Annotated in this window: 20 protein-coding genes; 11 read left to right on the top strand and 9 right to left on the bottom strand. The window is 69.3% G+C overall.

Going from position 1 to position 21865, the window contains the following annotated elements:
- Nucleotides 1–81: 81 nt before the first annotated feature.
- The 7 genes from U9J66_RS13995 to U9J66_RS13965 all read left to right on the top strand — a co-directional run bounded on the left by U9J66_RS13995 (nt 82) and on the right by U9J66_RS13965 (nt 7132).
- Entirely contained in the window at nt 82–2979 is a 2898-nt protein-coding gene (locus tag U9J66_RS13995; protein ID WP_326337890.1) for a DUF4040 family protein, read from the top strand.
- The gene (locus U9J66_RS13990) at nt 2976–3284 is read left to right on the top strand and encodes a sodium:proton antiporter (RefSeq protein ID WP_014912702.1); all 309 of its coding nucleotides are present in this window, start codon (nt 2976–2978) and stop codon (nt 3282–3284) included. The genes U9J66_RS13995 and U9J66_RS13990 overlap by 4 nt, the downstream gene beginning before the upstream one ends.
- Entirely contained in the window at nt 3281–4804 is a 1524-nt protein-coding gene (locus tag U9J66_RS13985) for a monovalent cation/H+ antiporter subunit D family protein (protein WP_161111086.1), read from the top strand. Before U9J66_RS13990 ends, U9J66_RS13985 begins: the two co-directional genes overlap by 4 nt.
- Nucleotides 4801–5178, top strand: coding sequence for a Na+/H+ antiporter subunit E (locus U9J66_RS13980; protein WP_014909985.1), 378 nt, complete (start codon nt 4801–4803; stop codon nt 5176–5178). The genes U9J66_RS13985 and U9J66_RS13980 overlap by 4 nt, the downstream gene beginning before the upstream one ends.
- Nucleotides 5178–5435 (top strand): monovalent cation/H+ antiporter complex subunit F, encoded by a 258-nt coding sequence (locus U9J66_RS13975; RefSeq protein WP_014913592.1) that lies wholly within the window; start codon nt 5178–5180, stop codon nt 5433–5435. The genes U9J66_RS13980 and U9J66_RS13975 overlap by 1 nt, the downstream gene beginning before the upstream one ends.
- Nucleotides 5432–5794 (top strand): monovalent cation/H(+) antiporter subunit G, encoded by a 363-nt coding sequence (mnhG, locus tag U9J66_RS13970; protein WP_161111085.1) that lies wholly within the window; start codon nt 5432–5434, stop codon nt 5792–5794. The genes U9J66_RS13975 and mnhG overlap by 4 nt, the downstream gene beginning before the upstream one ends.
- 114 nt (nt 5795–5908) lie before the next feature.
- Nucleotides 5909–7132 carry an MFS transporter gene (locus U9J66_RS13965; RefSeq protein ID WP_161111084.1) on the top strand — a complete coding sequence of 408 codons (1224 nt, stop codon included), beginning with the start codon at nt 5909–5911 and terminating at the stop codon, nt 7130–7132.
- A gap of 146 nt (nt 7133–7278) precedes the next feature.
- Here the strand turns inward: U9J66_RS13965 and U9J66_RS13960 are convergent, their stop codons facing one another.
- Entirely contained in the window at nt 7279–8841 is a 1563-nt protein-coding gene (locus tag U9J66_RS13960) for an SLC13 family permease (RefSeq protein WP_326337889.1), read from the bottom strand.
- A gap of 257 nt (nt 8842–9098) precedes the next feature.
- On the opposite strand from U9J66_RS13960, the gene U9J66_RS13955 reads away from it, so the two are divergent.
- Nucleotides 9099–10049: a TAXI family TRAP transporter solute-binding subunit gene (locus tag U9J66_RS13955; RefSeq protein ID WP_161111082.1), complete on the top strand. Its 951-nt coding sequence runs from the start codon at nt 9099–9101 to the stop codon at nt 10047–10049.
- Nucleotides 10050–10059: 10 nt separating this feature from the next.
- Here the strand turns inward: U9J66_RS13955 and U9J66_RS13950 are convergent, their stop codons facing one another.
- From U9J66_RS13950 to U9J66_RS13935, 4 genes are all read right to left on the bottom strand, one after another.
- Complete coding sequence (locus U9J66_RS13950; protein WP_326337888.1) at nt 10060–11463, bottom strand: sensor histidine kinase; 1404 nt, start codon at nt 11461–11463, stop codon at nt 10060–10062.
- Nucleotide 11464: 1 nt separating this feature from the next.
- The gene (locus U9J66_RS13945) at nt 11465–12133 is read right to left on the bottom strand and encodes a response regulator transcription factor (protein WP_017534458.1); all 669 of its coding nucleotides are present in this window, start codon (nt 12131–12133) and stop codon (nt 11465–11467) included.
- 182 nt (nt 12134–12315) lie between these two features.
- Nucleotides 12316–12750, bottom strand: coding sequence for a DoxX family protein (locus U9J66_RS13940; RefSeq protein WP_161111080.1), 435 nt, complete (start codon nt 12748–12750; stop codon nt 12316–12318).
- Between the two features lie 189 nt (nt 12751–12939).
- A complete protein-coding gene (locus U9J66_RS13935; RefSeq protein WP_326337887.1) occupies nt 12940–13446 on the bottom strand; it encodes a MarR family winged helix-turn-helix transcriptional regulator in 507 nt (168 codons plus the stop codon).
- Nucleotides 13447–14055: 609 nt separating this feature from the next.
- Between U9J66_RS13935 and U9J66_RS13930 the strand changes: the two genes are divergently transcribed.
- On the top strand, nt 14056–14298 hold the full coding sequence (locus U9J66_RS13930; protein WP_014913016.1) for a hypothetical protein: 243 nt from the start codon (nt 14056–14058) through the stop codon (nt 14296–14298).
- Nucleotides 14299–14390: 92 nt separating this feature from the next.
- Here U9J66_RS13930 and U9J66_RS13925 read toward each other — a convergent pair whose 3' ends face one another.
- Nucleotides 14391–15212: a hypothetical protein gene (locus tag U9J66_RS13925; protein WP_014908885.1), complete on the bottom strand. Its 822-nt coding sequence runs from the start codon at nt 15210–15212 to the stop codon at nt 14391–14393.
- A gap of 173 nt (nt 15213–15385) precedes the next feature.
- Nucleotides 15386–16672: a L,D-transpeptidase gene (locus tag U9J66_RS13920; protein WP_014911396.1), complete on the bottom strand. Its 1287-nt coding sequence runs from the start codon at nt 16670–16672 to the stop codon at nt 15386–15388.
- A gap of 328 nt (nt 16673–17000) precedes the next feature.
- Between U9J66_RS13920 and U9J66_RS13915 the strand changes: the two genes are divergently transcribed.
- Nucleotides 17001–17324, top strand: a complete 324-nt coding sequence (locus tag U9J66_RS13915; RefSeq protein ID WP_017534454.1) for a DMT family transporter — start codon at nt 17001–17003, stop codon at nt 17322–17324.
- A 31-nt stretch (nt 17325–17355) separates the two neighbouring features.
- Nucleotides 17356–17979, top strand: coding sequence for a TetR/AcrR family transcriptional regulator (locus tag U9J66_RS13910; protein WP_014912109.1), 624 nt, complete (start codon nt 17356–17358; stop codon nt 17977–17979).
- Here U9J66_RS13910 and U9J66_RS13905 read toward each other — a convergent pair.
- Together U9J66_RS13905 and dacB are read right to left on the bottom strand one after the other, a co-directional pair.
- Nucleotides 17959–20001 (bottom strand): ABC1 kinase family protein, encoded by a 2043-nt coding sequence (locus U9J66_RS13905; protein WP_017534453.1) that lies wholly within the window; start codon nt 19999–20001, stop codon nt 17959–17961. The two genes, U9J66_RS13910 and U9J66_RS13905, sit on opposite strands and share 21 nt — an antisense overlap.
- A gap of 183 nt (nt 20002–20184) precedes the next feature.
- The gene (dacB, locus tag U9J66_RS13900) at nt 20185–21792 is read right to left on the bottom strand and encodes a D-alanyl-D-alanine carboxypeptidase/D-alanyl-D-alanine endopeptidase (protein WP_014909165.1); all 1608 of its coding nucleotides are present in this window, start codon (nt 21790–21792) and stop codon (nt 20185–20187) included.
- Nucleotides 21793–21865: the final 73 nt, after the last annotated feature.

Here is a 21865-nt window from a genome sequence, read left to right as displayed (position 1 = left end):
CGTCACACCGCGTCCGTCGGCCGGGCCCTCATCGGCTCCCCCGGCCCGCCTCGTGGTGCTCAGCCGTGAAAGGACAGTGGCGTGGTGCTGCTGCTTCTCCTCATCGTGCTCGCCGTGACCGTCGCGAGCACCCCTTTACTGAACAGGTACCTGGGGCGTGACTCCGGATGGCCCATAGCCGCCGTGTTCCTCGCCCTGACCGTGCTGGTCGCCCTACAGGCGCCCCAGGTCCTGGGCGCGGGCACTCCGCTGGAGTTCTCCCGCCCCTGGATGCCACAGATCGGGGTCGAGTTCAGTCTGCGGATGGACGGCATCGGTTGGCTGTTCACCATGCTCGTGACCGGTATCGGCTCGCTGATCATGGCGTACTCCACCCGGTACTTCCCCTCGGGTCCCAGGCTCGGCTTCTACTTCCTGATGTCCCTCTTCGCGTTCGCGATGACGGGACTGGTGCTGGCCGACGACATCGTGCTGCTCTTCGTGTTCTGGGAGCTCACCACGATCGCGTCGTTCTACCTGATCGGACTGTCCGGCCCCTCCGCGAGCCGGCCGGCGATCCGCACCTTCCTGCTCACCGCCATGGGCGGGCTGGCCCTGCTGGGCGCGGTCGTCCTCTTGGTCGTGCGCACCGGCACCACCAGCCTGAGCGAGATCCTCGCCGACACCTCGTGGACCGGTGACACCGCCTTCGTCTCGGTGGTGGCCCTGCTGGTGATCGTGGCGGTCTTCACCAAGTCCGCCCAGTTCCCCTTCCACTACTGGCTTCCGGACGCCATGGCGGCCAGCACCCCCGTCAGCGCCTACCTGCACGCGGCCGCGATGGTCAAGGCCGGCATCTACCTGGCGATGCGGTTCACCCCGGCCTTCGGCGACGTCCTGCTGTGGAACGTCGTGCTCATCACCGCGGGTCTGATCACCGCTCTGATGGGCGCGATCTTCGCCCTCCAACAGACCGACCTCAAACGGTTGGCGGCCTTCTCGACCGTGAGCCAGCTCGGTCTGCTGGTGGCGGTCATCGGTGTGGGCACCCCGGCCGCCCTCGTGGCCGCCGCCGTGCACACCGTGGCGCACGCCCTCTTCAAGTCGGCCCTGTTCATGGTCGTCGGTCTGGTGGACATCCGAACCGGCACCCGTGACCTGCGCAGGCTCGGCGGCCTGCGGCACCGTATGCCGGTCACCGCGACCGTGGCGACGCTGTCGGCCCTGTCGATGGCGGGCATCCCGCCGCTGCTCGGCTTCATCAGCAAGGAGAACCTGTTCGAGTCGTTCCTGCACGCCCCCGGACCGGGCTGGTTCGGCCCGCTCGCCGGTGTCGTCGCGGTCGGCGCCTCGGTGTTCACCTTCGCCTACTCCTTCCGCTTCGTGTACCGGACCTTCTTCGGTACCTCCCGTAGCGAGGAGGGGAGCAGGGAGGCCGCCGCCACGGAGGCCGGTTCCGGCTTCTGGCTCCCGGCGGTCATCGCCTCCTTCGGCGGTCTGCTGCTCGGCCTGACCGTCCCGGCGCTGGACCCGATGGTCGACGAGGTGGCGTTCAACGCCACCCACCAGGCGGCCGACGCCCACCTGCTGCTGTGGCACGGCTTCAACGCCGCGTTGTTCATGTCGATGGCCGCCATCGGTATCGGCGCCCTGGTCTCCTGGCGCCTCCGCGTCGGCGACACCGTGGCGGGCCGGGACCTCATCCCCTTCACCGGGGTGAACGTCTTCGAGGCGATCCACAGTGGGATCATCCGCCTGGGCCGCCGCACCGGCGACCTCACCCGCAGCGACTCGCCCGCCTTCCACCTGGGCGCCCCCACCGTGCTGATCGTCGCCCTGGCCGCGGTCGTGGCGGTGTTCGGTCTGGACCTGCCGTCGCCCGCCGGACAGACCACCATGGGCCTGGACTGGGTCCTCGTGGGCCTGATGGCCGTCGCCGTCCTGGCCGCGACCATCACCCGCTCCCGGATGGCGGGTCTGACCCTGGTCGGCGTCGCCGGCTTCACCGTGGCGCTGTGGCTGTTCTTCCTCGGCGCCTTCGACGTGGCCCTCACCCAGTTCCTCGTGGAGATCCTGACGGTGGTCGTCGCCGTCCTGGTCCTGCGTCGACTGCCCCGCCGGTTCCACCCGGTCAAGGCCGGACGCAAGGCCCTGACCGCGGTCATCGCCATCGCGGCCGGGCTGAGCGCCGGTGTGGCGGCCTACGCGATGACCGGACGTCGAGAACTGTCCGCCGTCGCGGAGTACATGCTGGAACACGCCCCGGCCGACACCGGCGGCACCAACGTCGTCAACACCATCCTGGTCGACTACCGTGCGCTGGACACCTTCGGCGAACTGGTCGTCCTGGGCGTGGCCGGGCTCATCATCATCGCGGTGCTGCGCTCCAGCGACCTGCTGCCGGTGCACGCCTCCCGCCAGGTCGTGGTGAGCACCGACAACGCCGCCTACCCGGCCGCCGACAACACCGTCCTGATGCGGACGGTCGGCCGTTACCTGATGCCGCTGCTGGTCGTGTGGTCGCTGTACCTGCTGTTCCGTGGACACAACGAGCCCGGTGGCGGTTTCATCGCCGGTCTCGTGGGGGGTTCGGCCTTCGCGCTCCTCTACCTCGCGGCGCCCAGCGACGCCAGGGCCCGTATCCGACTCGCCTACCCGGCGATCATCGGTGCCGGTGTCGTGGTCGCGGCCTTCTCCGGGTTCCTCGGTTTCGTGGACGGTTCCTTCCTCAAGCCGCTGCACGCGGAGATCCCGCTGGCCTGGGGCGACTACTTCCACTTCACGACCGCCTTCGTGTTCGACGTCGGCGTCTACCTGGCGGTCATCGGTGTGCTGCTCACCGCGCTCAACGAACTCGGTCTCGAACGCGGCACCCCACCGGGCCGCTCCGGGACCACGACGGCGCCGTCGAAGGACGAAGGCGACGACGAGGAGTCCGCTCCCGCGGTCGAGAGCGACGCCACCGTCCTGAACGGCTCCACCTCCGGAGGTAAGCGATGACCCTCGCCATCACCATCGGGATCATGGTCGCGGGGGGCGTCTACCTGATGCTCCAGCGCGGCATGGTCCGCATCGTCCTCGGCCTCCTCCTGGTGGGGCACGCGGTGAACCTGCTGATCATGTCGGCGGGCGGCGTGTTCCGCCGGGACCAGCCCCTGGTCGGGTCCGGGACGACCCCGTTCATGGCCGACCCGTTGCCCCAGGCCTTCGTGTTGACCGCGATCGTGATCGCCTTCTCCATCGCGATCTACATGCTCACCCTCGCCGCCTCCGGTAGCGACGACGACACCGAGGACGCCTCATGAATTCCGCGTTGCTCCCTCTCTTCGTCGCGGTCCCCCTGGCTTCGGCGGGGCTGCTGACCTTCCTACCGGGGCCGCTGTGGTTGCGCAGGACCCTGTTCCTCGCCCCCAGCGCGTCCGTCATGCTCGCGGCCTCGTGGCTGATCTGGCTGACCCGTGACGGCGCCGTCTACGCCCACAACGTGGGGCTGTGGCCGAACGGGATCGCGATCCCGTTCGTCGCGGACGTCTTCAGCGCGCTGATGCTGTGGACCACCTCGCTGTTGGCCCTGGTCTGTTCGATGTTCGCGGTGGCCACCGGGGACGACAGGAAGACGTTCTTCGCGCCACTGGTGCTGGTGCTCACCGCCGGTGTCTCCGGCGCCCTGCTCACCGGCGACATCTTCAACATGTTCGTGTTCATCGAGGTCATGCTGTTGCCCTCGTACGGACTGTTGGCGATGCTCGGCGCGTTGGGCCGCCTGCGCGCGGGCCGCATCTACGTCACCGTCAACCTGCTCACCTCGACGATCTTCCTGGCCGGCGTGGCCTTGGTCTACGCCGCCGCCGGCACCGTCCACCTGGGCGAGCTCGCCGGAGCCGCCAAGGAGTCGCCCATGGTCGCGGTCGGCATGGGCGTGGTCATCCTCGCCCTGTCGATCAAGGCCGCGGTCGTCCCGGTGCACGGCTGGCTGGCCCGCACCTACCCCTTCGCCTCTCCGGCCATCACCGCCCTGTTCTCCGGGCTGCACACCAAGGTCGCGATCTACGCGATCTACCGCCTGTACGCCCTGGTCTTCGACGGCGACTCCAAGTTCCTGTGGATCGGCGTCGTCGCCTTCACCCTCACCATGCTCATCGGTGTGCTGGGGGCCGTCGGCGAGAACACCACCCGCTCCATCCTGGTGTTCCACATGATCAGCCAGATCGGCTACATCCTGCTGGGCGTGGCCCTGTTCACCGAGATCGGCCTCATGGCCGGTGTGTTCTACCTGATCCACCACATGATCGTGAAGGCGTCCCTGTTCCTGTCGACGGGGGCGATCGAGCACACCCACGGCACCGGGGCCCTGGATCGATTGGGCGGGATCGCCAAACGCGAACCCCTCCTGGCACTGGTGTTCATGGGTGCCGCCTTCTCCCTGGCCGGGCTGCCGCCCTTCTCCGGCTTCGTCGCCAAGCTGACGTTGGTCATCGCCGCCGTGGACGACGCCCAATGGACCGTGGCGGTCGTGATGATCGGGGTCAGCCTCATCACCCTGATGTCGATGCTGAAGATCTGGGGCGGTGTCTTCTGGGGCAAGGATCCCCAGGAGGAGAACGGTGACGGGACCCCCGTCGCCGTCGGCTCGAACGGCTCCACGGTCACCGAGACGATCGCCCGACCGAAGATCAAGACCTCCCTGATCATCCCGGGCCTGATCCTGACCGCGACCACCCTGTGCATCGGCCTCGGCGCCCAGGTCCTGCTGGACCTGAGCGCGCAGGCCGCGGCCGGACTGATGGACACCTCCGGATACGTCGAGGCGGTGCTGGGACGATGACCTACCTGACATGGGCGCTACGGCTGCTCTGGTTCCCCTTCTACGCCGGAGGGGAGATCGTGAAGACCACCTTCCAGGTCATGTGGGACATCGTGACCCCGGGCAGTTCGGCCACCCCGGCCTTCGTCGAGGTACCGATCCGCGCGACCGGCGATCTGGAGGTCACGATGCTGGCCAACCTCATCTCCCTGACCCCCGGGACGGTGACGGTGGCCGTACGGCGCGACCCCTCCACCCTGTGGGTGCACGGCCTCTACGTGGAGGACCGGGAGTCCTTCCAGAAGGAGATCCACGCCATGGAGGACCGCATCCTGGCGGTCACCCGTCCCAAGGGCGCCCCCGAGGGCGCGAAGAGCAAGGGGGGACGTAGCTGATGGAGATCATCGACATCGGTATCGGCGCGATCGTGCTGGCCATGGCCGTCGCCACCTACCGCATCCTGATCGGCCCCTCGGCCGCCGACCGGGGAGCCGCCTCCGACGTGGTCTTCTTCGGGTTCGTCGGCCTGGTCGCCATGATGGGCATCCGCCTGGACACCGACCTGGTCGTGGACATCGTGGTGGTGTGCTCCCTGATCGGGTTCCTGGCCGCCCTCTCCCTCGCCCGACTGATCACCGGAGGCAAGCGATGAGCGTGCTGAACATCCTCGCGGTCGTCTGCATGATCGCCGGCGCCCTGGTGTTCCTGGTCGGCGCGATCGGCCTGCTCCGACTGCCCGACTTCTACGCGCGGCTGAGCGGGGTCACCGTCGCCGGCGCGCTGGGCACCGCGCTCCTGCTGCTCGGGCTGTTGCTGCACTACCCGTCGGTGGAGAACACGATCAAGATCGGCCTGGCCCTGCTGATCCAGTTGGCCACGGCGGCGGTGGGCGGCAACGCCATCGCCCGCGCGGGCTACCTGACCAAGGTGAAGCCGACCGAGATCACGAAGTTCGACGATCTGGCCGGATCCTCCGCCGGAACCCCGGCCGAGGGCGACGGCAAGGCCTGAGACGGCCGCCACGAGGGCCCCACCCCGTTCCCGGGGGTGGGGCCCTCGTCCCGTTCTCCACGGTCGGGGCTAGCCTTCCGGGGAACCCTCTCCGCCCCTCCCCGACGAGGTCGTATGCGCAACCCCTCCACCGATCGCTCCGGGCCGCAGGCCGTCCTGGCGCTCGTCGCCCTGTTCATGGTCGCCGCCTCCCTCCGTCCCGCGTTGACCGGCGTGGGCGCGGTCCTGGAACAGATCGGGGACACCACCGGTCTGTCCTCCTCGGCCCTGGGCCTGCTCGGAGCACTGCCACTGCTCGGTTTCGCGATCGTCTCCCCCCTGGTCCACGGTCCGGCGAACCGGTGGGGCGTGGACCGGCTGGTACTGGTCGCGTTGGTGGTGTTGTGCGCGGGGATCGCCGTCCGTTCGCTGCCGCCGATGCCGGCCCTGTGGATCGGCACCGCGATGATCGGTGTCTCCGTGGCCGTGGGCAACGTGCTCGTTCCGGTCATCATCCGACGCGACCGGCCCACCCACATCCCCCTGCTCACCGGGGTCAACACGGCGGTGATGAACTCCTCCGCTGCGCTGGCCGCGGGGCTGGCCTTCCCGCTGTCCCTGGTCCTGGGCGGTTGGCGCCCGGCCCTGGCATTGTGGGCGGGTCTGGTCGCGGTGGCGGCCCTGGTCTGGGCGACACGGATGTACCGCTTCCCCACCCCGGCGATGTCCGTCCCCGCCCCCGTGGCGGGGCGGCCGGCGCCCGCCCCCGAACCCGAGGCGTCGGTATGGCGTTCGGCGAAGGCCTGGCAGGTCACGCTGTTCATGGGGTTGCAGTCGACGAGCTTCTTCACCCTCATCAACTGGCTGCCGACCGTCGAGGCCTCGCGTGGGGTCGCCCCCGCCACCGCGGGCTGGCACCTGTTCGGTTTCCAGATCGCGGGGATCCTCGCCGGGCTGGCCGTCACCGCGGTGATGGGGCGTCGGGCCGAACAGACCCCCGCCTGCCTGGCCGTGAGCGTGCCCATGGTCGTCGCCATGGCCGGCCTGCTGTGGCTGCCCCAATGGAGCCTGGTGTGGATCCTGATGGCCGGTGGGAGCACGGGCGGAGCCATCGTGGTCTCGCTCGCCCTGATCGCGCTGCGCGGAGGCACCCACCTGCGCACCGTCCGACTCTCCGGGATGGCGCAGTCCATCGGCTACCTGTTGGCCGCCGGCGGCCCGGTGGCGGCCGGCGCCCTCGGACAGGCCACCGGCCGGTGGGAGACCGTCCTGCTGCTGGTGGGAGCGGTGGGCCTGGCCCAGACGACGGTCTCCCTGGCCGCAGGACGTCCCGAGCGGACCGAACCGTCCCGGACATGAGGAGGGGCGCCCCGCCCGCCCCCGCCGGACGGAGGCGGAAACGGGCGGAGCGCCCCTGAGGTCCCGGGGGGTGTCGGTGCGGAGGGGGACACCACCCGAGGCGGGCCGCCCGGCTCTCTCTTCCGGGCGGCCCTGGTTCGCGATGGCTACAGGGAGATCCCCAGAGCCCAGGTCATCAGGCCGTACATCGTGCCGAGGACCAGGAAGAGGGCGGTCAGGTTCAGCCACAGGCCGCCCTTGATCATCTCGCCGATCTTGACGTAGCCCGAGCCGAAGGCGATCGCGTTGGGCGGCGTCGCCACCGGGAGCATGAAGGCCATCGTGGCGGCGAGCGCGACCGGCACCACCAGGGCGAGGACGTCCATGTCCATGCCCATCGCGACACCGCCCATGATCGGCAGGAAGGTCGCGGCGGTGGCCGTGTTGCTGGTGAGCTCCGTCAGGAAGAGGACCAGCGCGGTGACGGCGAGGATCAGCACCCAGGTGGGCACCCCGGACAGGAAGGAGACCTGGCCACCGACCCAGGCGCTCAGCCCGGACTTGGTGAACTGGGCGGAGATCGCCAGACCGCCGCCGAACAGCAGCAGGATGCCCCAGGGCAGCTTGACCGCGGTGTCCCAGTCCAGGAGCTGCGTCTTACGGTCCACCGGGATGAGGAACAGCAGGACCGCGACGGTCATGGCGATACCGGCGTCGCTGACGCTGCCCAGCCACGGGGCGACCGAGGCGACGGCCCCGATGTCGGCGATCATCGGAATGAAGATCCAGGACAGGGCGGCGAAGGCGAAGACCGCCAGGACCAGCTTCTCGCCACGGGACATGGCGCCCATCTTGTCCAGCTCTTCGCGGATGAGCGTCTGCGCGCCCTCGACCTTCTTCACCGACGGCGGGAAGAGACGGGTCAGCACGAACCAGGCGATGAGCATGAAGACGGCGGCCAGCGGCACACCGGCCATCATCCACTGACCGAAGCCGATGTTGATGTCGTGGTTGTCGGCCAGGTAGCCGACCATCAGGACGTTGGGCGGGGTACCGATCAGGGTCGCGACCGAACCGATCGACGAGGAGTAGGCGATACCCAGCATGAGCGCGGTCGCGAAGTTCGCGTCCGTACGACCGCCCCGGAACTGGGCGATCAGCGCGATGACGGAGAGGCCGACCGGCAGCATCATCACGGCGGTGGCGGTGTTGGACACCCACATGGTGATGAACCCGGTGGCGATCATGAAGCCACCGATGAGACCGACCGTGTTCGAGCCGACCTTGGAGACGATCGTCAGGGCGATGCGCTTGTGGAGGTTCCACTTCTGCATCGCCAGGGCCAGCATGAAGCCGCCCATGAACAGGAAGATCGTGTCCGATCCGTAGGAGGAGGCCACGTCGCCGATGGCGGCGCCCTCCACCATGAGCGGGAACAGCACCAGCGGCATCAGCGAGGTGACCGGGATCGGGATGGCCTCGGTGGCCCACCAGATCGCGATCCACGCGGTGATCGCCGCGACGACACTGCCGTTCGCGGACAGGACCGGCTCGCCGCCGTCGTCACCGATCGGCAGCAGGATGTCCGGCATCGCGAAGTAGATCGCGAGACCGAGCAGCGGGCCGAGGGCGAGTCCGACCAGACGGGTCCGGTTCATGCCGGTGGAGGACTGCTCCTCCTGTGTGTTCGACGATGCTTCCGGAGCATCGGCACCCTGCTGGGTGGCCATGGATCTTCCTCCTGGTGGGGCCGGGGGGATGCGCCCTTAGCCGGAGGCCGTCATGGGGCAAGCGGGTTGCCGCGTGGTCTCCTCCGGGTGACTTCCATTGATCGACCACATGGTGTTCATCCCACGGCAATGTGCGCAACGCCACTGGGGGAGAGTTGGGATTCCTCTGACATAGGGCGACCGTCGGTGTAAAGGAGGGGACGCAGTGTGAGGCGTAGGCCACAACATCCACTCGCCCGGCTGTCTAAGCTGCGAGTATGCGATCGACCGGACCGAGTAGACGGGCCGCCCTCCTGGGCGCGGCCGGAGCCTTCGTCGTCGGCTCCCTGAGCGGTTGCGCGCGCGACCCCGCCCCCGGCGTCGACCGACTCGTGATCGCCACCGGCCCGCCGGGGGCCGTCTACCGAGAGATCGGCGGGGTGCTCGCGAGCCTTCTCGACCGGCGTCTACCCGACCAAGAGGTGGTCACCGTGGAGACCGGCGCCTCCCACGACAACCTGATCCTCCTGGACCGCGGAGACGCCGACCTCGGCCTGGCCAACCTCGACTCGATCCTGGACACCGACATCGCCGTCGAAGGGTCACGGGTCAGCGCCGTCGGACGGCTCTACGACAGCTTCGTGCACCTGGTCGTCACCGCGGACTCGCCCATCCGCTCGCTCGGGGACATCGAGGGGGCACGCGTATCCATGGGGACGGTCAACTCCGGAACCGAGTTCACCGCCGGACAGATCCTCGACGTCCTCGACGTGCGTCCCGAGGAGATCCGGCTCGACCAGGCCGACTCCGCCGCCGCCCTGGCCTCGGGAGAGATCGACGCGATGTTCTCCCTGACCGGGCTGCCCACACCCGCCATCGCCGACCTGGCCGAGGAACGGCCCCTGCGACTGGTCGACCTGGCCGACGCGGCCCACACCATGGTCAGTACCTTCCCCGAGGCCTACTTCCCCGCGACCATCCCGGCCACCACCTACACCGGGATCCCCGCCTGCCCCACCATGTCCATCCCCAACCTGCTGCTCTGCCGCGAGGAACTGCCCGACGAACTCGTCCGACGGATCACCGACGCGGTGTACACGGGTGCGAGCCGCCTCGCCGAACAGCGTCCCGAGGCCGCCCAGATCAACGTCCGCACCGGCATCTCCACCGGTATCGTGCCCCTGCACCCGGGCGCCGAACGGTGGTACCGGGAGAACAAGCCGGCCTGACCCCGCCCGATCACGAGGGCGAGGGCGGATCGGCCGGAGGCAGGGTGATGACCACTCCGAAGCCGCGCCTGCCCTCGTCGGCCAGGCCGTCCCCGAGGGTGAGTCGACCGCCCGCCTCACGGACCAGATCGGCGACGATCGCCAGACCGAGCCCCGTCCCCTCGGTGTTCTGATGCCGAGGCGAACGCCAGAAACGGTCCAGGGCGGCCTCCCGTTCCTCCTCCGTCAGCCCCGTCCCGTTGTCGAGCACACCGATCCGCACCTCTTCACCGTCCTCGGCGCGGACCTCGATACGGGTCCCGCCGGACAGCCGCAGGGCGTTGCTGAACAACTCGTCCAGGATGCTGCCCAGCCCGCCCGCCGGGGCCAGCGCCCACACCAGGTCCGGCAGGTCCGTGGTCACCTCGATCCCCCGGGCCTCCCCCAACGCCCGCCACCGGGCCTCCCTGGTCTCCACCACCCCGGTGACCTCGACCGCCTCGGTCCCGGTGACACTCTCCAACCGGGTGGCGGCCAGCAACGAGTTCAGCATCCGGTGCATCATCGTCGTCTCGTCGATCGCCACCTCGTGCGCCTCTCGCGCCTCCGTCCCCTTGAGGTAGGGTCCCAGGTTCTCCACGGCCAGACGCAGGCTCGCCAGGGGGTTGCGCAGCTGGTGAGAGGCCTCCGAGACGAACGAGCGCTGCCGGTCGAGGGCCCGCCGCACCACGTCCACCATCGTGTTGAAGGACTCCGTGAGCCGACGCAGCTCCGGAGGCCCTCGCTCGGCGTCCACCCGCACGTCGAGATCGCCCGAGGCGACCGCCGTGGTCGCCTCGTCCAGCCGCCGGATCGGCTGGAGCACCCACCGCGACAACGGCATCGCCGCCGACACCAGCAGCGCCAGCGGCAACAGACTGATCAGCGCCATCCATCCCCAAGAGGTGAGGACCCCCGCGCTCAACCGATCGGTGGGGGCGACCAGCACCACCGCCCCGGCCACCTCGCTGTCCCGACCGATCGGCTCGGTGATGACCAGCGGATCGGTGTTCCACGGCCATACGGTGGTCGGCGGTTCGGGGCGTTCACCGGCCAGGGCCGCGGTGACCCCGCCGGTCGCGGTGGCGATCTCCAGCACCGTCTCCATCCGCGCCCGGTCGCCCGACCCCGTCACGACGGTGCCGTCGGGCGCCACCACCACGGCGGGGATCCCGTACAGCTCCTCGTAGCGGGACATCTCCTGGACCAGGGCGTTGCGCCGTTCGCTCTCCAGCGCGGTTCGGGCCAACGCCGCGAACCGGCCCGCGTCCGCGAGCCGGTCGACGTAGACCTCCTGGGTCTGCTGCTGGGCGATGACCGCCCCCAGGGGGGCCAGCACCGCGCCGACCATCACGAACGCCACCGGCAGCAGGATCGCCAACAGACGCCGGAGCACGTCAGACCCCGTCGAGCATGTAGCCGACCCCGCGCACCGTACGGATGCGCACGGCGTCGCCGACCTTGCCGCGCAGAGAGGCGATGTGGGTGTCCAGGGTCCGGGAGGAGGCCTCCCAGGCCGCGCCCCACACCTGGTCGAGGATCTGGTCCCGGGCCACCACCCCGGGGGAACGCGAGACCAGGAGCCGGAGCAGGTCGAACTCCTTACGGGTCAGCTGCAGGACGCGGTCCCCCACCCGGGCCTCACGCGAGGCGACGTCGACGACGAGGTCGCCCACGCCGAGCGGCGGATCCTTCGGCTCGGGTTCGGCCCGCGCGTTCCTGGTCCGGCGCAGCACCGCCTCGATCCGCGCCAACAGCTCGGCCACCCCGAAGGGTTTGACCACGTAGTCGTCGGCTCCGGCACGCAGCCCGCGCACCCGGTCCCGTTCCTCGCTCCGGGCGGTCACGGCGATGATCGCCGTCTGCGGACGTTGCCGCAGCCGGCGCAGCAGGTCGATCCCGTCGGCGTCGGGCAACCCGAGATCCAACAGGACCACGTCGGCGGCGGGCGCCGAGAGAGCCCGCTCCGCGGTCGCCACCCGCTGGACTTCGAAGGAGGCCGACCGCAGCGCGGTCACCAGACCACGGGCCACACGATCGTCGTCCTCCACCACGAGAATGCGCATGGCTAGACATAGTAGGCACAGTTCAGACCCCCCGCCCCCGCCCACGCCCCGTCACTTCAAGGGGATATGACGGACCGCCCTCGCCCGGACCGCTCTCTTGGGGGACCGCCGGGCGTGTGTTCCGGTGGAAACGAGGGCGGCCGCCCACCCGGTCCGTGGACGGCCGCCGTTCGACGAGAAGGTCAGGAGACGGACACCGTCTCCCGCGTACGCCTGCGGTTCCAGGGCAGAACGGTGTCGAGGGCGTAGCGACCCCCGGAGAAGCCCAACGCCAGGGAGACGACGCCCAACACCAGGAGCAGCTCAAAGCCGCCGAGCAGGGGGTCGCCGACGTGGGCGAAGTAGTAGGCGTTGCCCATCATGGCGGCGAGGAGCACACCCGCGAAGGGGAGGAGGAGACCGATCATGAGCGCGGCGCCCGCGCCCACCTCGATGGCCACGGCCAGCGCGGCCGAGAAGCCGGGGAAGGGAACGCCCATGGCGTCGAAGCCCGCGGTGGTCCCCGCGAAGTCCGTGGTCTTGGCCATTCCGTGGGCGATGAAGACGGCTCCGACGCAGACCCTGGCCAGCAGGGCGGTCAGGTCACCGATCCTGTTCCTGAGTGTCGGTTCGTTCATGATGGGTTCCTGTTCTGTAGCGGGATGGCCCCGGCGTCGTGGTCCGTGTCGAACAGCAACACTTGAGCTCACAACCTTTTGCCGGGAAGTCAGATGCTAATACGCATCCGCCCGAACACCTAGAGTGCGTGCGGATAAGTTGAGAACGCCACACGATCGCCCAGGTCGGAACGGTCGACGGAATCAGGGTCAGTCGGTGGCCCGAGGATCTTCCGGGTCCGGGTACCGGGGCTCCTCCCCCTGAGGGTCGAGCGCGCCCAGCATCGACTCCGAGATCTCACGGAGCTGGTGGACCTGCTCATGGGTGAGCGTGTCGAAGACCAGCCGCCGCACCTCCCGCACGTGACCGAAGGCCGCCTCCTCCAGGGCCTTCATGCCGGAGTCCGTGATCTCGACGATCGTCGTGCGCCGGTCCTCCGGACGTTTGAAGCGACGGATCATCCCGTCCGTCTCCAAACGCGCCGCGGCATGGGACAGACGGCTCGGCGAGGAGCGCAGCAGTCGCGCCAGCCGGGTCATCGTCAGTTCCCGCTCAGGGGCCTCGGAGAGCATCGCCAGGATCTGGTAGTAGGCGTGCGGTATCCCGGCGTCATGTCTGAGCTGCCGGTCCAGGGCACCGTCCAGCAGATGGACGGCCATGAGGAAGGTCCGCCAGGTCCGCTGCTCCTCACCGTCGAGCCATCGTGTCTCGATCATCGGACCCACGCCCTCCCACAGAATACTTGAGCGTTCAATTGTTTTCGCGCTTCCGATCGCCGACTCCTCAAGCCCGGGCGACCACCCAGAAGGCACACCCGTGGCAGGACTCGAACCCACCACGAACCGAGGCGCGAACCCGGTCGACCGCCCACTCGGTCGTCACCGGCCCGCCTCGACGCGGACGATCCTCGCCCTCTCCGCGCACACGAGGGCGCTCCTCCCGCCCTCGACCACGCCGCGGCTCCCACCCCGCCGACCCACGCTCACCGGGGGTCTCCGCAACGCTACTACGACGTAATGTCCCCTATCCCGGGCGTTCCGGAACCCTCCGACACACCCGAAGATCCCGGCACCGTGCCAGGTGGGAGACACCGACCGGGCCACCCGGCCGGCCGAAACGAGCCCCGTAAGACCGTTTCGTCCGTTACCGATCCAGTGTTCTCTCTGATTTCACCGCCGATCCGCGCCGTTCACCCCTTACAGCGCACCTCACCGCCATAGAGTTCCGGCACGCGGAGAGACACGGAGCTCCGACGCCACGGCCGCGTTCTCACTCGCGGCACGGAGCCGCACCCTCGTGTCCTCCAGGACCACGAGGAGGCTCCTATGGCCTATTACCGCATCCGACTCAACGACGGCACCTCCCACACCCTCCAGGCGGCACGTATGCGCACCGACGCGCGCAGCCTCTACCTGGAGGAACCCGTCGCGGGAGACTGGCGCGAGGTGTTCAGCAACCCGATCATCGATATCGACGCGATCCAGCGCCGCTTCACCGAGAACGACGGAAGCCAGACCTGGCTCCCCGAGTACCTACCCGCCCCCGTCGGCGGTGTCCGCGCCTGGTGAACCCACCACCCGCGGGTCGATCTCCCGCGGAGACGGTGAACACCCGGGGCGGCGCCTCGGAAAGCGTGAACGCCCGTCGAGACGCGCCTTGTTCAGAGCAGAGAACGGGCGAGGGAACGGGCTCGAGGGGCCAGCCGGGCGTGGGTCGCGTCGTCGCGCTCGGCTCGGACGACCCGCGCACAGGCGATCAGGTGCGCGATCCGCCCCTGATCGCCTTCGAGAAGGTCACGGAAGACCGTACGGACCCGGGCCGCCGTCCGAGGCTGGGTGAGCGCGTAGACGTGCAGGGTGGCGGCGTCCAGCCCTCGGGGGGCCACACCCCAATCGTTCCAATCGACCAGACCCAGCGGATCGGTCACGTTGGCCCAGTGCAGCCCTCCGTGGGCGCTCTCCCAGACCTGGACCGTCAGATCGACCCCGCGCGCCTCCGGCAGTACCTCGGGGATCGCGAGGATCTCCTCCCGGGTGACGCTGCGATGACCGGAGGGGCTGGGAACCCGGCTCAGCCGGTCCAGACAACCGCGCAACCCCCGCCACCACCGGGCCCCGAGTTCGACCGGCCGTTCCAGGGCCCGGGTCGACGAGACGGGACGGCCGCCGAGACGTTCGGTGAGCAGGGCGTGAAAGGGGCTTCCCGCGACCGACGTGTAGTCGACCAGCAGCCTCGGGTGCGGGATCTCGTCGCCGATCAGGTCGTCCAGGACCCAGGCGCTCATCCAGCGTTCGAAGTCCGGTTCCGGAGCGGTGACCACGCGCAACCAGGCCGGTTCCCCCTCCGCGGTGACCACGGGCCCGCTGAGCGTGTGTCCGGAGAGCCCTCGATGCAATCGCGCGCCGCGTGCGGGGGTGACGTCCAACTCGCCCAGGGCCTCGTACCAGGCACCGGTGAGCCGGGTGATCGCGGTGGTGTCCACTCCCCTATCCTGCCCCGGAGTCCGTGTGGGAAGGGCCGTTTTCGGTCAACTCGTCGCGGAGGCCACGAACCGGGTCGCCGGGCCCGCACACGCGAAGGGGCGCCGCGATGCCGTGGCACCGCGACGCCCCTCACGTCGTTCCGATCCGGGCCCGTGGGCCGGGGATCCGGTCGTTACAGGTCCTCACCGTGAACGGAGCCCGGGGTGCCGTAGGTGGTGGTCTGCGGCGTCTCGGTCACGCTGCCCTCCATCCACTCGTCCCAGGACTTCTGCCAGTAACCCCAGCCGTTGTCCCACTCGAACTCGCGGTCGGTGCCGGTGGTGTCGAGGATGTCGCCCATCAGGGTGTTGTCGAAGAACCAGCGGGCGTCGTCCATGCGCAGGTTGGTGCACCCGTTGGAGGTGTTGGCCGAACCGATGTTGCCGTTGTAGGAGGCCTCGTGGACGAACTCACCGCTGTTGGAGGTACGGACCGCGTACTGCACGTCCACCAGATAGGAGCCCGGGGCGTCGGAGGGGATGCCCACGGTGCTGGAGTCCATGGTCAGCTGCTCATAGCGCTCCATGAGGACGTGCGTGCCGGTCGTGGTGGTGTCGAATCGACGGTTGGCCGCGCCGTTGCTCACCTCGATGGTGCGCTCGTGCTCACCGTCGATCTCGACGACCATCTCGTGGTCGGGCACGTGCATGGTCGCGATGAGCTCACGGCCGATCTCGAAGTTGATCTGGTAGTTGCGCACGCCGTAGACGCCGTCGGAGGCCTCGACGCCCGCCAGGTTCAGGTCGACGGAGACCTGCTGGTAGGGGTCCCAGTACTCCTCGGGGCGGAAGACCGCCATCTGGTCGGTGACCCAGTTCCAGGCGCCGGAGATCTCCTGCTCGGCGACCACGTTCATGGAGTTCTCGACCTGGGCCTTGTTGGCGACCGGCAGGTCGAAGTTGATGACGATGGGCATCCCGACGCCGACGGTGTCACCGGAGCTCGGGAAGTTGGAGACCAGTTCGAGGCTCTGGCCGGGGGTCGCGGCCAGGGTGGTGAACTCGGCGGCGAACTCGTCCTCCTCGCCGGCCTCGTTCTCGCCGGTGGCGGTGACCACGATCTCGGCGCCGGGCCGCAGGTTCCAGTCACTGACCCACTCGGTGCCGTCCTCGTTGAGGGTGCCGGTCATCTCGTACAGATCGGCGTCCTCGGAGTCCTCACCCTCCTCGTCCGGCACGACCTGGTCGATCTTGACGTCGGTGATGGTGCCGTTCTCGGCGTTGACCCGAACGGGGGTGTTGGGCGCGATCTCCTCGCCGCCTTCGCCGGGGGTGATGCTCAGCTCGACCGGATCGGCCGTGCTGTCGGTGGTCCCCTGCGTCTCAGCGTCATTGGACGTACAGGCGGTCGCGGCGAGCGCGAGCGCTACAAGTCCGATACCGAACCGGCGCGTCATCGCCGACTGGGTCATGCCCGTCACGTCTGAACCTCCATAGCTGAGAACTCGAACCCGGCCCACGCCCTGCTTAGATGCACGAGTTCGGAAAAGGTTCTGGAAACTCGCGTATCGGTCTGGTGCGGTTATCGGATGGTGTCCGCCCACCTTGCCCGGAACCGCCGAGAATACAGCCAGGGGGTACATGGCCGGTCCGTCGGGGGGTGAGGTTCCGGCCACCCGAAAGCCGCTCCTCTTGCCCTTCCATGATGCCCCGCATAGAATCTTGTTCGTTCGCTCAGGTTTCTGGGGGCGAAAAGTTGTTCACTTGACCAGGTTTCTCTGAGGCAATCGAACGAGAAGGAGCACGGATATGCCGTGGATGTGGCTGGCAGGGGCGATCGTCCTTGAGGTGCTCGCCACCACCTCGCTGAAGCTCTCCGAGGGGTTCACCCGTCTGGTGCCGTCGATCATCGTGGCCCTCGGATACATCGGCGCCTTCTACGCCCTGGCCCAGGCCCTCGATAGAGGTATGCCGCTCGGGGTCGCGTACGGGACGTGGGCCGCGATCGGCATCGCCCTCGTCGCCATCATCGGAACCGTCGCCTTCGGTGAATCGCTCACCTGGGTCCAGATCGGCGGCATCGCCCTCGTCCTCGCCGGGGTCATGGCCCTGGAGTTGGGAGGACAGCACTGAGACCCACGACCTTCCGGCAGGATGGGATGCCGTGAACACCGCATATACCTCCGATGATCCGGAGAACATCAGCGACGGCCGGCTGCGCAAGGGAGAACAGCGACGTCGGCTCCTGGTGAACGCCACCATGGACGTCATCACGAACGAGGGCGTCACGGCGGTCAGCCAGCGTCGGGTGGCCGCCGAGGCCGGGGTGCCGCCGAGCACCGTCACCTACTACTACGCGACCATCGACGACCTCCTCGTCGACGCCCTCACCCGGGTCAACAACGCCTACGTGGCGGTGGTGGAGGGTCTGCCCGAGGACCCCGACGAGGCCCTGCGCGGCTTCGCGACGCTCATCGCCGAGGGCGTCGGCCCCGACCGGGCCCACGCGCTCGCCGAGATGGAGCTCTTCCTCCTCGCCGCCAGACGGCCCGCCCTCGGCGAGCAGGTCGACTGCTGGTACGACGCCGTCGACGCCTTCTTCGCGCTCTACCTGCCCGATCCGGCCGCCCGTGCCGGGGTGATCGCGGCCTCCGACGGTTATCTCCTCCGTTGCTGTGTCATGGAGCCCCCGCCCTCCGCCGATGAGGTGTACCGGGCGCTGCGTCGCCTGATCGACCGGGAACGCGACGCCGGGACGACCCCGGCCTCACCCTCCGCGCCGGTCTGATCGGCGCCGGGCCCCCTCCGCGCCGTCCTGGACCATGTCCACCAGCAGACGCAGCACGAACATCGCCGTGGTCGCCAACAGGACCCAGGCCAGCAGGTTGAGCGCCTGAGTGTGCGTGGCCAGCTCCTCCCAACGCACCCCCGGACGCTCCGTCACGTTGAACAGCCCCACCGACATGAACCCGGTGACCACGGCCAACACGGTCATGACCGCCCGCCGCACCACCGAGCGCAGCAGTCTCCGGTCCTCCGGATGGGCGAACATCCTCGCCTGCACGGTGAACCGGCCCTTGTGCAGTTGATCGGTGATCCGGTCCAAGCGGCGCGGCAGTCGGCGCAGCGTCGGCATCAGCGCCAGCAGTTCGCCGACGGCGGCCTCTCTCAGGTTGTCGGTGCCCAACCGCTCCGACATGTGCGCTCCGGCGTACCGTTTGGCCTCGGAGACGGTGTCGAAGCCCGGCGCCAGGAACACCAGGGTCCCCTCCAGGGTGGCCAGGGCGCGGAACACCCCCGCCAGTTCGGACGGCAGGACCAGACCGAACCGGGCGACCAACAGCAGCAGCTCGGTGAACATGCGCATGCTGGTCGTGGTCCCGCTGTGCAGGTACCGCGCCATGAACTGCCCGAGCGACCGGCGCAACCGCTCGGCGTCGATCTCCCCCGGGTCGTCCACCACGTCCAGAAGGGTGTCGGTGAGCAGTACGGCGTCGCCCCGGTCGATGGCCAGGAGCATCATCTGGAGCGCCTCGCGGGTCTGGGCGTCCAGCCGCCCGACCGAGCCGTGGTCGAGCAGCCCCACCCCGCCGTCGTCGAGCAGCAGGATGTTGCCCGGGTGCGGGTCGGCGTGGAAGATCCCGCTGGCGAGGATCTGCTCCAAGAGGCAGTCCAGGAGCGCCCGGGCCACCTCCTCGCCCTGTTCCTCCGGCAGTTCGACCCCGTCGATCTGGCGTCCGTGCAGCCGTTCCATCACCAGGACCCGTCGGCTGGTGTAGGCCTCGTACACCTGGGGGATCCGCACCGGGGAGTCGGCCGCCGCCTCGGCGACCGCGACGATGTTGGCGGCCTCCACCTCGAAGTCGAGCTCCTCCAGAAGCGCCTCACCGAACCCCTCGGCGAGGTCGCGCACCCCGATCGCCGGTCCCCAGTCGGTGTGCTCGTCGACGCGTTTGGCGAGTCTGCGGATGATGTCGAGGTCGCGTCGGACCACCGGGCCGATCCCCGGCCGCTGGACCTTGACCACCACCTCCTCTCCCGTGCGCAATCGTGCGGCGTGGGCCTGGGCGATGGAGGCCGCGGCGAGGGGTTCGGGGTCGAACTCGGCGAACACCTCGTCGATGTCCCGGCCCAGTTCCAGTTCCACGCAGTCGCGGATCCGCTCGTAGGGGACCCGGGCGGCCTCGCTGTGCAGCCGCCCCAGCTCCTCGATGAACACGGCGGGCAGCAGCTCTCTGCGGGTGGCCAGCACCTGCCCGAGCTTGACGAACACCACCCCGGCCTCCTCCATGGACCGGGCCAGGGAGCGGGCCGACCTGCGCTGGGCCGAGGTGTCCTCCATCCCTTCCCTGCGGCCGATGACGTAGCCGCCGAGGCCGTGCCGGACCAGGATCCACACGATCCTCCGGTAGCGGCCCAGGCGACCGAACAGGTCGGTGGCCTCCCGGACCATGGCGACCGGCCGGACCCGGGTCCCCCGCGGCAGCAGCAGTTCCAGGGCGACGAAGGCCAGCATCGAACCGACGGCCATGCCGAAGAGCATGAGCGCCAGAGAGCCCGGCTGTTCCATGTCCATCGGGTGGTCGCCGGTGAGCACGTCCAGGGACCCGTAGTAGGCCAGGATCGCCCCCACGGCCCCGACCGGGGCCCCGAACAGCGCTCCCAACGCCAGCCGGGGCAGGTTGAACGGCACGTTCATGAGCCTGCTGGCGATCTTGCCCAGCCCGAACAGGACGAGGACCAGCACGGCCAGGGAGACGACCTGTTCGATGATCATGCCGAAGACCGAGGCGACGGTCAGTGGTTCCATGACGCCTTTCCTACTGACGAGGATCGAGAAGGGGGAGGCGGGACGACGGGAGGGGTCGCGTCGGGGTCCCAACAGTGCCGGCTTCTCCGGCGGGACGGTACCCCGCGTTCTCAGCCTGTGGACAAGTGGCACACGAAGGGCCCGCCGGTTCGACCGACGGGCCCTCACCTCGATGTTCGTCCGTTAACAGGCGGCTTCCCAGGAGCATTCCAGGTCTCCGCCGACCGTCACGGGGACGTCCTGCCGGAGGGTGGCCGCCCGTGCCCCGTCATGGCCCAGGTACTCGGCCAGGCGCACGACGATCGCGTCCTGGACGTGGAGGGGCGCCGACCCGGCGTGACCGTTGTTGACCACGCTGAAGTACAGCTCGCCGCCGTCCGGCCCTTGGACGTAGCCGGACAGGGCGCTCACCCCGCTCATGGTGCCGGTCTTGCCCTGGGCGACCCCTTCGGCCGGCGTGCCGCGCATCCGGGAGGCCAGGGTCCCGCCCACGAACGGGTCCTCGTCCCCGGCCACCGGCAGGGAGTGGTGCCAGACCTCGTACCACGGAGCGTCCTGGACGCGGTCGAGCAGGTCGACCACGGTCCCCGCGGTGACGCGGTCGGTCCTGGACAGCCCCGAACCGTCATTGAGCACGAGGCCGGAGGTGTCGACGCCGATCCCGCGCAGCGCCTCGTCCATCCCGGCCAGCCCGGCCGCCCACGTGCCCTCGTCGGCGGTGTGGCGACCGATGCTCTTGATCAGCATCTCCGTGTGGCCGTTGTTGCTGAACTTCATCAGGGGGACGAGCACCTCTTCCAGCGGCATGGAGGTGTGCTCGGCGACCACGCCGGGGTCGTCCCACTCGGCGGGGACCTCGCCTTGGGCGATCTCCCCTTCGACCGTGACGCCGTTCTCCTCCAGCGCGCGGGCGAACACGTGGCCGGCCATGCCCGCCGGTTCGTCCACGGTGCGCAGCGCCACCGAGGGGGCGGCGTCGGCCGGCAGGGTCCCGGTCACCGTGATGGTGTTGGTGCCCACCGGGCGGTCGATCGAGAGGGTGTTCCCACCGCCGGCCGGTCCCGTGACCGCCCGGTTGTCGACCTCCACGTACCCTTCGGCGGCACCGGGGGCGACCTCGACGGGCTCTCCCTCACCTCCGGCGGTGACGGTCACCTCGGTCACCCCGGTGTCGTAGCGGTCGCCGTGGGCCACGGTGAGCGCGGAGATCTGGGCCGAGTACGCGTACGGCTCGTCCTCGGGCCACCAGTCGTCCACGAGCCGCTCGTCGTCGAACCAGGTGTCGTCCGCGTACAGGTCGCCCACGGAGGTGACCCCGGAGGCCGCGACCTCGGCGGCCATGGAGTCGAGGTCGTCGGCGCTCAGCGTCGGGTCGCCGCCGCCGACCAGGTACAGCTCGGGGACGTTCGGGCCCTGTTCCTCCGCCACGACCTCGGTCTCGAAGGTGTGGTCGGGGCCGAGCACGTCCAGGGCCGCGGCGGTGGCGAAGAGCTTCATGTTGGAGGCGGGCAGCAGGGAGGCGTCGGTGTCACGCGAGTACAGCACCTCGCCGCTGTCCGCGTCGGTGACGACGACGCCGGAGGTCGCCCCCTCCAGCGCGGGGTCCTCCAGGATCGCGTCGATGTCGGAGCGCAGTTCGTCCACGAGCTCGTTCGTGGCGTGCTCCGTCGCCATCGCCGGGGCGGCGGAGGCGATCACGGAGAGGGGGATCAAAGGGACGGTCACCAGTGAGGCGGTCAGCCATCCGACGTCGCGTCGTCTGGCCCGCCGATGGGGGTTGGCCGGTGCCACGGGGTTCTCCTTCACAGGAAACCGATCAAAGAACAGGAGCCGGGTCGAAACTAGCCGAACCGGACCCCTCACA

The organism is Nocardiopsis sp. LDBS1602, assembly GCF_035818715.1.
Classification (GTDB): Bacteria; Actinomycetota; Actinomycetes; order Streptosporangiales; family Streptosporangiaceae; genus Nocardiopsis; species Nocardiopsis alba.
This window is presented reverse-complemented; position numbering and strand designations above follow the sequence as displayed.